Below are 12,113 nucleotides of genomic sequence, written 5' to 3' on the forward strand. Positions count from 1 at the left end.
CCTTTGTGCAATTTGATTCTTCTATTATAGCCAACCGCGCCCGCCTTGGCAAGGCAGCCGCCGAGACTTAAGAAAATAAACCGGGGATGCTTCCAAAACGAAGAACGGGCCTTGGATGCAAAAGAAAATAAAGTTTTCCTTCGTCATGCTGCCCAAAAACGGTGGAAAACCTCCGGCGCCGGACGGGCAAGGCTCCAAAAAATGGCAAAAGCGGCAATTTTCTCTTGACCGGGCGCATAGGGTGTGCTAGCATAAACGCAACGAAACAAACGGCAAAGGCGCCGGACAGAGAAAACTCTGTCCGGCGCTTTTTTCGGTTTGTGGGGTAATGAAAGGGGTTATGTGTATGTACAACTCGGCAGACGTTACATGGACACTGGTTGCGGCGTTCATGGTCTTCTTCATGCAGGCAGGCTTCGCCCTTTGCGAAGCGGGCCTGACCCGTGCCAAGAATACCGGCAATATTCTGATGAAGAATATGATGGATTTCTGTATCGGCACGCCCTGCTACTGGCTGGTTGGCTTCGGTGTGATGTTTGCGGGCACCGGCGCCTTCATCGGCGGTTTTGATCCGTTCATCCAGGGCAGCTACGATTTCGGCGGCCTGCCGCTGTGGGTCTACGTGGTGTTCCAGACTGTGTTCTGCGCCACCGCCGCCACCATCGTTTCCGGCTCCATGGCAGAGCGCACCAAGTTCAGCGCCTACTGCCTCTACTCTGCGGCCATCAGCCTCATCGTCTACCCCATCTCCGGCCACTGGATCTGGGGCGGAGGCTGGCTGAGCCAGCTGGGCTTCCATGACTTCGCCGGTTCCACGGCCGTCCACTTCGTCGGCGGCGTCACCGCCTGCCTGGGCGCCTGGATGCTGGGTCCCCGTATCGGCAAGTACGGCAAGGACGGCAGGGCCCGCGCCATCCCCGGCCACAACCTGACCGCCATGGCCCTCGGCGTCTTCATCCTCTGGTTCTGCTGGTTCGGCTTCAACGGCGGCTCCACCGTCTCCATGACCGGTGACGACACCATGGTCTCCGCCGGCCTCATCTGCTTCAACACCAACCTGGCCGCCGCCCTCGCCACCTGTGCGGCCCTCATCACCACCTGGGTGCGCTACGGCAAGCCCGATGTCTCCCTGACCTTCAACGGCGCGCTGGCCGGCCTCGTCGCCATCACCGCCGGCTGCGACATGGTTGACCCGTTCGGCGCTGCCATCATCGGCATCGTTGCCGGTGTCCTGGTGGTCTTCTCCGTGGAATTCTTCGACAACGTGGCCAAGATCGATGACCCCGTCGGTGCGGTCTCCGTCCACTGCGTCAACGGTGCCTGGGGCACTCTCGCCACCGGCCTGTTCTCCACCAGCCAGGGCGTCTTCTACGGCCACGGCTTCACCTTCTTCGGCATCCAGGTGCTGGGCGTTGTCAGCGTTCTGGTCTGGGTCCTGGTTGCCATGTTCATCATCTTCACCCTCATCAAGAAGACCGTCGGCCTGCGCGTCACCCAGCAGGAAGAGATCGACGGCCTGGATATGCATGAACACGGCCTGGCCAGCGCTTACGCCGGCTTCGCCATCAGCGACGCTACTTACGCCGAACTGGACGTGAACGAAAACACCGACCTGGGCGAGGAGGATCTCGCCAAGGCCAGCCCCGCCCAGGTGGCGGCGGCCGTCAAGGTCCAGAAGGAGGCTCCGCTGCCTGCTGATCTGGACAGCGGTATGCACAAGGTTTCCATCATCGTCCAGCTGGCCAAGTTCGACGCCCTGAAACAGGCGCTGAACAAGGTGGGCGTCACCGGCATGACCGTCACCCAGGTCATGGGCTGCGGCCTCCAGAAGGGCAGCGGCGAGAAATACCGCGGCGCCGAAGTGGATGCCACTTTGCTGCCCAAGGTCAAGGTGGAAGTGGTCATCAGCAAGATCCCCGTGGAGACCATCATCGACGCGGCCACCAAGGCGCTGTACACCGGTCATATCGGCGACGGCAAGATCTTCGTCTACAACGTGGCGAAGGTTGTCAAGGTCCGCACCGGCGAGCAGGACTACGCGGCCCTGCAGGATGTGGAGTAAACTTCCTCTCTATTTACAATCGCATACACAAAGAGGGACGGCCCCGCGGGGCCGTCCCTCTTTGGTTTGTCTTGCGCAAAGGGGCAACCGTCACCTTCCTATTATAATAGGAAAGAACGCTCATTCCCCGGTCAGCGCGGCGTTCATCACGTCCAGCTGTTCCGGCACGTCGGTCAGGTCCATGGCGGAAAAGTCCGTCGTCACCCCGGCGTCGTCCAGCAGCCCCTGCTGGCTGTCCAGGTCCTGGCAGATGCCCTCGGCGCAGGCGTACACCCCCGGCCAGTTGGCGTCCAGCGTGGCCTGGCTGCTCTCGTCAAGACTCTGCTGCCAGGCGGCGGTCTCGCCCCCCAGATCGGCGGGCACATCCTCTTCCGCCAGATAGACCACCAGGTCCGCCGCCGCGATGGCCGTCTTCAGGCTGCCGCCCGCACTGTCCACCTCGTAGGCAATGCAGCCGTTCAGCACCACCGTAAGCGTCTTGCCGGTGGCCGCGGCACTCTCCGCCGTGGCGGCCGGAACCGAGGCGGGGGCGCTCTCCGCCGTAGCCGTCTGTGCCGCGGAAGTCCCCGGCAGCCCGGCACAGCCCGCCAGCAGCACACACCCCGCCAGCAATCCGCAGATCTTACCCTTCATACAAACCCCTCCCGTGTTTCCATACTATGCGGGGCACCTGGCCCCTGCCACCACTATACCCCGAAAATTCTCCCGTTGCAACTTGCCCGCCGCAGGTATTTGCGGTAGAATGTAGGAAGAACCCCGGGCGCCGTGGCGTGCCGGGAGAGTGAGAGGGAGAAATTGACGTATGATCGACGATCTGTTTGAATTTTTGCAGGAGGGCGTGACCCCCTACCATGCGGCGGCCACGGCGGCGGCCTGGCTGGACGCGGCGGGCTTCACCCGTCTGGAGGAGGCCGACTACTGGAACCTGGAACCGGGCAAGGGGTACTACCTCCTGCGCAACGGTTCCGCCGTGGTGGCCTGGCGCATTCCCGCCCATGCCATCGGCGGGTGGCGCATCACGGCCAGCCACAGCGACGCCCCGGGCTGGAAGATCAAGTCCGACGCCGTGACGAATGACGGCTGCCGCCGCCTGAGCGTGGAGGGCTACGGCGGCATGAATATGGCCTCCTGGCTGGACCGCCCCCTGACGGTGGCCGGCCGGGTGCTGGTGCGCACCGCCGACGGGGTGGAGACCCGCCTTGTCCACTTTGACCGGGACCTCCTGGTGATTCCGTCCCTGGCCATCCACATGCAGCGCAACGTGAACAAGGGCCACGAGTACAACCCCCAGATCGACATGCAGCCCCTGTGGGGCCCCGAGGCGGGCCGCACCCTCACCGACCTGCTCTGTGAGGAGCTGGGGGTGGAGGAAGGGGACATCCTCGACCGGGATCTCCAGCTGGTGACCCGCCAGGCCCCCACCCAGATCGGCCCCGACGGGGAGTACTTCATGGCCCCCCGCATCGACGACCTGGAATGCGCCGCCACCACCCTGCTGGGCTTCATCGACGCTTCCGCCGAGACGGACAGCGCCTGCGCCCCCGTCTGGGCGATGCTCGATAACGAGGAGGTGGGTTCCTCCAGCCGGCAGGGCGCCCAGAGCAGCTTCCTGCGGGACGTGCTGGACCGGATTCTGGAATCCATCCCCCACAGCGCCCAGATGGAACACCGGGCGCTGGCCAACAGCTTTCTGCTCAGCGCCGACAACGGCCACGCCACCCATCCCAACTTCCCGGCCAAGAGCGACCCGGCGGCTCCCGTGCGGCTGGGGGGCGGCGTGCTGCTCAAATACAACGCCAGCCAGAAATATACGACCAACGCCCTGAGCGGCGGTATCTTCCGGGCCATCTGCGAGAAGGCCGGCGTCAAGGTGCAGACCTTCTCGAACCGCGCCGACGAGGCGGGCGGCAGCACGCTGGGCAATCTCCAGAGCCATTCGCTGCCCATCCCCATGGCGGACATTGGCCTGCCCCAGCTGGCCATGCACTCCGCTGTGGAGACCGCCGCGGTGTCCGACGCCGAGGCCATGGTCAGGGCGGTGGCGGCCTTCTACCGGGTGCATCTGCGGGCGCTGGGCGACGGCGTCTATACGCTGGAATGACCACCGGTCGCTACGCACCCAGCCCCAGCGGACGGATGCACCTGGGGAATCTGCTCTGCTGTCTGCTGGCCTGGCTCAGTGCCAAAAGCCAGGGCGGTCAGGTGCTGCTGCGCATCGAGGACCTGGACACCCTGCGGTGTCCCCGGGTCTACGCCGATGCCATCATCGACGATCTGCAGTGGCTGGGCCTGGCCGCCGATGGCCCCGAACCGCCCCTCTACCAGAGCGAGAGGTCGGAAATTTACCAGTATTATTATAACAAGCTGGCCGACCGGGGGCTGGTCTATCCCTGCTTTTGCAGCCGCAGCCAGCTCCACGCCGCCAGCGCCCCCCACCGCAGCGATGGCCAGGTGGTCTACGCCGGCACCTGCCGGAATCTGACGCCCGAACAGGTGGCCGAAAAGGCGAAGACCCGCGCCCCCGCCTGGCGGGTGCAGGTGCCCGACGAGGTCATCGGCTTCACCGACGGCCACATGGGCTATTATGCCGAAAATCTCGCCCGGGACTGCGGCGACTTCTACCTGCGCCGGGCGGACGGCGTGTTCGCCTACCAGCTGGCTGTCGTCGTGGACGACGCCCTCATGGGGGTCACCGAGGTGGTGCGGGGCAGTGACCTGCTCTCCAGCACGCCGCGGCAGCTCTGGCTCTACCGGGAACTGGGCCTGACGGCCCCCCGCTTTTACCACCTGCCCCTGCTGCTGGCCGCCGACGGACGGCGGCTCTCCAAGCGGGACGGCGACCAGAGCCTCGAACACCTGCGGGCAAAGTATGCCCCCGAGGAAGTGGTGGGCAAACTGGCCTACGCCTGCGGCTTGCAGGACGCACCCCGCCCCGCCGCCCCGGCGGACCTGGTGGCGGATTTCAGCTGGGGGCGGGTGCCAAAACATGACATCCTTTTGCCGGAAAACCTGTTTTAATGGGGGAAAGGGCTGACAAACCGCCCCCTCTTGCAGAAAAAGGAGTTCTCCACGATGCAACGCTATGAAATCACCGGCATGAGCTGCGCCGCTTGTGCCAGTCATCTGGAAAAAGCCGTGGCGGCGGTGCCCGGCGTGCAGTCGGTGTCGGTCAGCCTGCTGACCAACTCGATGCAGGTGGAAACCGCCCCCGATGCCGACGAAACCGCCCTGCAAAAACGCATCTGCCGGGCGGTGGAATCCGCCGGCTACGGTGCGGTGCCCGCCGACGATACCCTGGACGGCGCCCTGGACGACACCGATACCCCCCGCCTGAAAAAGCGGCTGGTGCACAGCCTCTGCTTCCTGGTGCCGCTGATGTACCTTTCCATGGGGCATATGATCGGTCTGCCGCTGCCGCCTTTCCTGGAAGGGGGCGGGGCCGGGGCGCTGGTCTACGGCCTTTTGCAGCTGGCGCTGACGCTGCCGGTCTGCTGGATCAACCGGGCATTCTTTATCAGCGGCTGGAACGGCCTGCGCACCAAAGCCCCCGGCATGGACGCCCTGGTCTCCCTCGGCGCCGGGGCGGCGCTGGTCTACGGCGTCTTTGCTTTGATTATGATGGCGGTGGGGCTGGGCGCCGGGGACGAGGCCATGGTGCTCCAGTACCGCCACGACCTCTACTTTGAGTCGGCGGCCATGATTTTAACGCTCATCACGGTGGGCAAGACGCTGGAAGCCTACAGCAAGGGCCGCACCACCGATGCCCTCAAGAGCCTTATGCAGCTCACCCCCCAGACCGCCACGGTATTGCGGGACGGCAAGGCCGTCACGGTGCCGGTGAGCGAGGTGGCGGTGGGGGACATCTTCTTCGTCAAGCCCGGCGAGGCCGTCCCGGTGGACGGCACGGTGGCGGAGGGCGTGTCCAGCGTCAACGAGGCCGCCCTCACCGGCGAGAGCATGCCGGTGGACAAGTTCCCCGGTTCCCCGGTGAGCGCCGCCACCATCAACCAGAACGGCGCCCTGGCCTGCCGGGCCGAGCGCGTGGGCCAGGATACGACGCTCTCCCAGGTCATCCGTCTGGTGCGGGACGCCGCTGCCACCAAGGCGCCCCTGGCCAAGACCGCCGACAAGGTATCGGCCATCTTTGTGCCTGCCGTCATCGCCATCGCGGTGGTGACCTTCCTGGTCTGGCTGCTGCTGGGCCAGACCCTCGCCTGGGCGCTGGCCCGGGGCATCTCGGTGCTGGTCATCAGCTGTCCCTGCGCTCTGGGCCTTGCCACCCCGGTGGCCATCATGGTGGGCAGCGGCGTGGGCGCCAAACACGGCATTCTTTTTAAAACCGCCGCCAGTCTTGAAACCACCGGCTACACCGACACGGTGCTGCTGGACAAGACCGGCACCATCACCACCGGCGAGCCCAGTGTGGTGCAGATCGTGGGCACCCGCCGCGTGCCGGAAAAGTTCCTGCTCAGCATGGCGGCGGGGCTGGAACTGCAGAGCGAACATCCCCTGGCCCGGGCGATCCTCCAGCGGGCCCAGGACGACAAGATCAAGTACACCGCCGTGGCCAACTTTGAGGCGGTGCCCGGCCAGGGACTGCGGGGCAAGGTGGCCGGCAAGGTCATTGCGGGCGGCAACGCCGATTTCATCCGCACCACCTGCGTGCTGCCCCCCGACCTGGAGGAAGCCGGCGAGAAGATGAGCAAAAACGGCATCACGCCGCTCTATTTCTCGCTGGCGGGCAGCCCGGCGGGCGTCATCGGTGTCTCCGACGTGGTGAAAAAGACCTCGGCGGCGGCCATCGCCCGCATGAAGGCCCTGGGCCTCAACGTGGTGCTGCTCACCGGCGACAACGAAGCCACCGCCCGGCACATCGGCTCCATGGTGGGCCTGGACGCCGGCCATGTGGTGGCGGGGGTGCTGCCCGCCGGCAAGGAGGCGGAAGTCCGCCGCTGGCAGAAAAAGGGCCGGGTGGCCATGGTGGGGGACGGCATCAACGATGCCCCCGCCCTGACCCGGGCCGAGACCGGCATTGCCATCGGCGCCGGGGCGGACGTGGCCCTGGATGCCGCCGACGTGGTGCTGGTGCGCAGCGACCTGGAAGACGTGCCGGCCGCGGTGCGGCTCTCCCGGGCCGTGGTGCGCAACATCCACGAAAACCTCTTCTGGGCGTTTTTCTACAACGCCATCTGCATTCCGCTGGCAGCGGGCATCTTCACGGGGCTGGGCATTACCCTGAATCCCATGATTGCCGCGGCGGCCATGAGCCTTTCCAGCGTCTGTGTGGTGGCCAACGCCCTGCGGCTCAACACCTTTGATCCCCGCGACGCCGGTCACGACGCGCCGCCCAAGCACAAGGCACCGTCCCGCCAGGCCCCGGCCTGCACGGAGGCCTGCCCGGTACGACCCCAACAGGAGGTAAAAACCATGACGAAAACCATGCATATTGAGGGCATGATGTGTGCCCACTGCGAAGCCACCGTGAAGAAGGCGCTGGAGGCGCTGGACGGGGTGGCCTCTGCCGATGTCAGCCACGAGGCGGGCACGGCGGTGGTGACCCTGACCCATGCGGTGGACGATGCTGCCCTGAAGGCCGCGGTGGAGGCAAAGGACTACACCGTCACGGGCATCGAAGGATGAGCGCGGTACGGCGGCGCTGGCGGTTCGAGGGCCGGGTGCAGGGGGTAGGGTTCCGGTATTTTTCCTCCTGTGCGGCCCAGAATCTGGGCCTGACGGGCTGGGTGGCCAACAACTGGGACGGCAGCGTCACCCTGGAGGCCCAGGGCGAACCGGCACAGCTGGACAGGCTGGTGCCCATGATCGAGCGGACCTGCCGCTGGGGGCGCATCGAGAACATGACGGTGAAGAACATCCCCCTGGAGGAACACGAGTACGGTTTTTCGGAGCGCAGCGGGGACTGAGTTACTTTCTTTATAAAGAAAGTAACCAAAGAAATTTTAACCGATTGTCCGGGAGGGAGCGGTAGAGGCAAAGTCCGCGCGCTGCCTTCATCGGGCGGCAACGGTAAGGCTTCTTTGCAAAGAAGGAACCGAAGAAACTCCAACCACATGTCCGGGGAAGGGCAGCGGCGGCAAGACCCGCGCGCTGGCTTCATCGGGCGGCAGCGGCAACATCACAACCCCTTACCGGGATACCGCCTGTAGGGCGGGGTCTTGACCCCGCCGTGTTCCCGGAACCGCCCTCCCGCGGGGGAATCCATTACAAAACAAACCGGCATGGCCGTCTGGCCATGCCGGTTTGTTACTATTATAATAAGATCACAGATACGTAAGTTCCCGCAGGGCCCCCAGCAGGGCGGACCAGTCGGCGTCGGTATAGCTGCTCCTGGCAAAGTGCAGCCCGGCAGGGGAGATATACCCCGCCTTGGCGCTCCCCCGGTCCTTGAACTGCAAAAAGTAGACATCCCCCTCGTCCTGCACCACCCGGATGAAGTACTCGCCCCGGCGGCACTGGAAGGTGGGCAGCCCGGGATAGGGGGTGTTCAGCGTGTAGCCCTCCGGCGTGAGGACCACTTCCTGCCGGAACACCGGCCGGTCCGCAAAGCCCTGGTCGATGGCCTCCCAGGTGAAGCGGAAGGCCTTGGGCACCTTGGTACGGTGGATCATTTTGTTGTAGCTGCCCATCCAGAGGGCCCGCAGCCGCACCACCCAGAAAAACAGCGCAAGGGAAGCGCCCGTCATCAAAGCGCCCGAAAACCACCCGGATGGGATGCTGAAATAGTACAGCCCGCGGCTCAACAGGTAGAGCGCCGCCACCAGCACCATCAGCCGCAAAACCCAGAAATACACCCAGAAGCCCCGCAGCGCCGGCAGACCGGCCGCCTCGGGGTCCTTCGTGTAGAGCAGATACCGCATAGAGCGCAGGAAGGGGTCCTGGAGCCAAAGCGTCTTGTACTGCAGCTTGTTGTAGCAGGTGACGACCCGCAATTCTTTCGTTTCGGGGTCGTAGTGAACGGAATTCTGCCCGATCTCCATGGCAAGACCCTCCTTTTACCGCCGCGCGTTGCGCTGCCAGATGGTGTACAGCCCGTCCAGCACCAGGGTGTCCCGGTAGTCGATGGCCGTGCGGCAGGCAGCCCGCACGCTGCGGGGCAGCGTGCCGGTGGCCACCAGCGGCGCTTCGGGGGCGTGCAGAGCTTCACGGAAGTTCTCCACCATGCCGTCCACCATGGCCGCCGTGCCGTGCACCATGCCGCTGTGCAGGCAGTCCGCCGTGTTGGCGCCCACCATCCGTTTGGGTTTTGCGTCCAGCTCCACCTGGGGCAGCTGGGCGGTGTTCTTCACCAGCGCCGCCAGCGCCATCTGGGGCCCCGGCAGGATGGCCCCGCCGATCAGCGCCCCGTCGCCGTCCACCGCCAGCATGGAGATGGCGGTATCAAAGTTGGCCACCACCAGCGGCGGCGTGTGCCGCTGCAAGGCCCCCACCACGGCACAGAGCAGCTCGCCACCCAGCTGGGCGGGGTTGTCCATCCGGATGCGCACCCCGCTCTTCAGCCCGGGGCCCACCTCCATCACGGGGGCCTCGCACATCTTGTGCAGCGCCTCCCGCATGCGGGGGGTCAGCGCCGGCACCACGCTGGAAAAGATCACGTCGGTGACTTCCCGGGGCTCGGCGCCGTACAAGGCCAGCATGTTCACCATCTTGTAGACCAGTTCGTCGCTGCTCAAAGCCGTGTCGGCAAACAGCCGGGAGGAAAACACCAGCTTGCCGTCCCTGGTATAGGAACCGAAGGTGATGTTGGAGTTTCCGATATTCAAAGCCAGGATCATGGCGGTGCCTCTTTTCTCTAGGATGCTTTTATACTATTATAATAAGAAGGAAAATGCAAGCACCCCCATACCTGGGAGCAAAACCGCAAAAAACCACGATATACGGTTTAACCAAAAATCGCCCGCAAAATTTGTCAAAAAAATTGAAAAAAGGTGTTGACAAACGCTTTACGGGGTGGTATTATAGTCAAGCTGTCCGGCGCGAGAGCGACACAGACAGCCGCTGAAAACCGCATAACAACAGCCTTTGAAGGCTTTTCGGAAGCTTGGTTTCCGAAAAAACTTCAAAAAAATCTCAAAAAAGTTCTTGACAAAGCGAACTTCATGAGATATAATAAATAGGCTGTAGCGCGAGATGCGAACAGCGAGCAGGACCTTGAAAATTGAACAAAACTGAAACTTGTGGAACCTTATCGTGGGTTTGGAAACCCACGTAAATCAATTCCAAATTACAAGTAATTCAAACAGGACGCAAGCGATTGTGTCTGAGTGATTTACAAGATTAAACACTTATAAAGTGATTTAATACCATTTTATAAAGAGTTTGATCCTGGCTCAGGACGAACGCTGGCGGCGCGCCTAACACATGCAAGTCGAACGGAGTTGATCCGAATGAAGTTTTCGGATGGATTTTGGATTAACTTAGTGGCGAACGGGTGAGTAACGCGTGAGTAACCTGCCCTGGAGTGGGGGACAACAGTTGGAAACGACTGCTAATACCGCATAAGCCCACGGCCTGGCATCGGGCTGAGGGAAAAGGATTTATTCGCTTCAGGATGGACTCGCGTCCAATTAGCTAGTTGGTGAGGTAACGGCCCACCAAGGCGACGATTGGTAGCCGGACTGAGAGGTTGAACGGCCACATTGGGACTGAGACACGGCCCAGACTCCTACGGGAGGCAGCAGTGGGGGATATTGCACAATGGGGGAAACCCTGATGCAGCGACGCCGCGTGGAGGAAGAAGGTTTTCGGATTGTAAACTCCTGTCGTTAGGGACGAATTCTGACGGTACCTAACAAGAAAGCACCGGCTAACTACGTGCCAGCAGCCGCGGTAAAACGTAGGGTGCAAGCGTTGTCCGGAATTACTGGGTGTAAAGGGAGCGCAGGCGGACCGGCAAGTTGGAAGTGAAATCTATGGGCTCAACCCATAAATTGCTTTCAAAACTGCTGGCCTTGAGTAGTGCAGAGGTAGGTGGAATTCCCGGTGTAGCGGTGGAATGCGTAGATATCGGGAGGAACACCAGTGGCGAAGGCGACCTACTGGGCACCAACTGACGCTGAGGCTCGAAAGTATGGGTAGCAAACAGGATTAGATACCCTGGTAGTCCATACCGTAAACGATGATTACTAGGTGTTGGAGGATTGACCCCTTCAGTGCCGCAGTTAACACAATAAGTAATCCACCTGGGGAGTACGACCGCAAGGTTGAAACTCAAAGGAATTGACGGGGGCCCGCACAAGCAGTGGAGTATGTGGTTTAATTCGAAGCAACGCGAAGAACCTTACCAGGTCTTGACATCCGATGCATAGTGCAGAGATGCATGAAGTCCTTCGGGACATCGAGACAGGTGGTGCATGGTTGTCGTCAGCTCGTGTCGTGAGATGTTGGGTTAAGTCCCGCAACGAGCGCAACCCTTATTGCCAGTTACTACGCAAGAGGACTCTGGCGAGACTGCCGTTGACAAAACGGAGGAAGGTGGGGATGACGTCAAATCATCATGCCCTTTATGACCTGGGCTACACACGTACTACAATGGCGTTTAACAAAGAGAAGCAAGACCGCGAGGTGGAGCAAAACTCAAAAACAACGTCTCAGTTCAGATTGCAGGCTGCAACTCGCCTGCATGAAGTCGGAATTGCTAGTAATCGCGGATCAGCATGCCGCGGTGAATACGTTCCCGGGCCTTGTACACACCGCCCGTCACACCATGAGAGCCGGGGGGACCCGAAGTCGGTAGTCTAACCGCAAGGAGGACGCCGCCGAAGGTAAAACTGGTGATTGGGGTGAAGTCGTAACAAGGTAGCCGTATCGGAAGGTGCGGCTGGATCACCTCCTTTCTAGGGAGTCAGACATTCAGTCAAAGCTGGTCTTTGAGTGGATGGACAGGGAAACAAGTTTCAGTATTGTTCAATTTTGAGGGATCCTGATGCCTCCGAATCTATGATTCGGAATCGCGCAAGGCGCGATGCAGCAGGCGGCGAAGCGCAAGCGGAGCCGAACCTACCAGATCGGCCACCGAACAGGTGGCTTGATGGAA

General features: G+C 62.3%; 8 protein-coding genes and 1 rRNA gene. 6 read left to right on the forward strand and 3 right to left on the reverse strand.

Annotated features, from left to right (window positions below):
- Positions 1 to 346: 346 nt before the first annotated feature.
- On the forward strand, positions 347 to 2,062 hold the full coding sequence (locus ABGT73_RS13110; RefSeq protein WP_346670107.1) for an ammonium transporter: 1,716 nt from the start codon (positions 347 to 349) through the stop codon (positions 2,060 to 2,062).
- A gap of 120 nt (positions 2,063 to 2,182) precedes the next feature.
- Here ABGT73_RS13110 and ABGT73_RS13115 read toward each other — a convergent pair whose 3' ends face one another.
- Positions 2,183 to 2,695 (reverse strand): hypothetical protein, encoded by a 513-nt coding sequence (locus ABGT73_RS13115; protein ID WP_346670108.1) that lies wholly within the window; start codon positions 2,693 to 2,695, stop codon positions 2,183 to 2,185.
- A 169-nt stretch (positions 2,696 to 2,864) separates the two neighbouring features.
- On the opposite strand from ABGT73_RS13115, the gene ABGT73_RS13120 reads away from it, so the two are divergent.
- Genes ABGT73_RS13120 through ABGT73_RS13135 form a run of 4 tightly spaced genes read left to right on the forward strand, consistent with a single transcriptional unit; the run spans position 2,865 to position 7,983 of the window.
- Positions 2,865 to 4,163: a M18 family aminopeptidase gene (locus ABGT73_RS13120; RefSeq protein WP_346670109.1), complete on the forward strand. Its 1,299-nt coding sequence runs from the start codon at positions 2,865 to 2,867 to the stop codon at positions 4,161 to 4,163.
- Positions 4,160 to 5,080: a tRNA glutamyl-Q(34) synthetase GluQRS gene (gluQRS, locus tag ABGT73_RS13125; RefSeq protein ID WP_346670110.1), complete on the forward strand. Its 921-nt coding sequence runs from the start codon at positions 4,160 to 4,162 to the stop codon at positions 5,078 to 5,080. The genes ABGT73_RS13120 and gluQRS overlap by 4 nt, the downstream gene beginning before the upstream one ends.
- Before the next feature lie 54 nt (positions 5,081 to 5,134).
- Positions 5,135 to 7,702 carry a heavy metal translocating P-type ATPase gene (locus ABGT73_RS13130; RefSeq protein ID WP_346670111.1) on the forward strand — a complete coding sequence of 856 codons (2,568 nt, stop codon included), beginning with the start codon at positions 5,135 to 5,137 and terminating at the stop codon, positions 7,700 to 7,702.
- Positions 7,699 to 7,983: an acylphosphatase gene (locus tag ABGT73_RS13135; RefSeq protein WP_346670112.1), complete on the forward strand. Its 285-nt coding sequence runs from the start codon at positions 7,699 to 7,701 to the stop codon at positions 7,981 to 7,983. Before ABGT73_RS13130 ends, ABGT73_RS13135 begins: the two co-directional genes overlap by 4 nt.
- Positions 7,984 to 8,340: 357 nt before the next feature.
- On the opposite strand, the gene ABGT73_RS13140 is transcribed toward ABGT73_RS13135, so the two are convergent.
- On the reverse strand, positions 8,341 to 9,057 hold the full coding sequence (locus tag ABGT73_RS13140) for a hypothetical protein (RefSeq protein ID WP_346670113.1): 717 nt from the start codon (positions 9,055 to 9,057) through the stop codon (positions 8,341 to 8,343).
- A 15-nt stretch (positions 9,058 to 9,072) separates the two neighbouring features.
- A complete protein-coding gene (locus ABGT73_RS13145; protein WP_346670114.1) occupies positions 9,073 to 9,852 on the reverse strand; it encodes a type III pantothenate kinase in 780 nt (259 codons plus the stop codon).
- 532 nt (positions 9,853 to 10,384) lie between these two features.
- Here ABGT73_RS13145 and ABGT73_RS13150 point away from each other — a divergent pair.
- Positions 10,385 to 11,913, forward strand: a 16S ribosomal RNA gene (locus ABGT73_RS13150).
- Positions 11,914 to 12,113 lie beyond the last annotated feature (200 nt).

The organism is uncultured Subdoligranulum sp. (assembly GCF_963931595.1).
Taxonomy (GTDB): domain Bacteria; phylum Bacillota; class Clostridia; order Oscillospirales; family Ruminococcaceae; genus Gemmiger.

Coding starts and splice junctions, on each gene's coding strand:
- ABGT73_RS13115 (WP_346670108.1), bottom strand. CDS start 2,695: ATGAAGGGTAAGATCTGCGGATTGCTGGCGGGGTGTGTGCTGCTGGCG.
- gluQRS (WP_346670110.1), top strand. CDS start 4,160: ATGACCACCGGTCGCTACGCACCCAGCCCCAGCGGACGGATGCACCTG.
- ABGT73_RS13135 (WP_346670112.1), top strand. CDS start 7,699: ATGAGCGCGGTACGGCGGCGCTGGCGGTTCGAGGGCCGGGTGCAGGGG.
- ABGT73_RS13130 (WP_346670111.1), top strand. CDS start 5,135: ATGCAACGCTATGAAATCACCGGCATGAGCTGCGCCGCTTGTGCCAGT.
- ABGT73_RS13110 (WP_346670107.1), top strand. CDS start 347: ATGTACAACTCGGCAGACGTTACATGGACACTGGTTGCGGCGTTCATG.
- ABGT73_RS13145 (WP_346670114.1), bottom strand. CDS start 9,852: ATGATCCTGGCTTTGAATATCGGAAACTCCAACATCACCTTCGGTTCC.
- ABGT73_RS13120 (WP_346670109.1), top strand. CDS start 2,865: ATGATCGACGATCTGTTTGAATTTTTGCAGGAGGGCGTGACCCCCTAC.
- ABGT73_RS13140 (WP_346670113.1), bottom strand. CDS start 9,057: ATGGAGATCGGGCAGAATTCCGTTCACTACGACCCCGAAACGAAAGAA.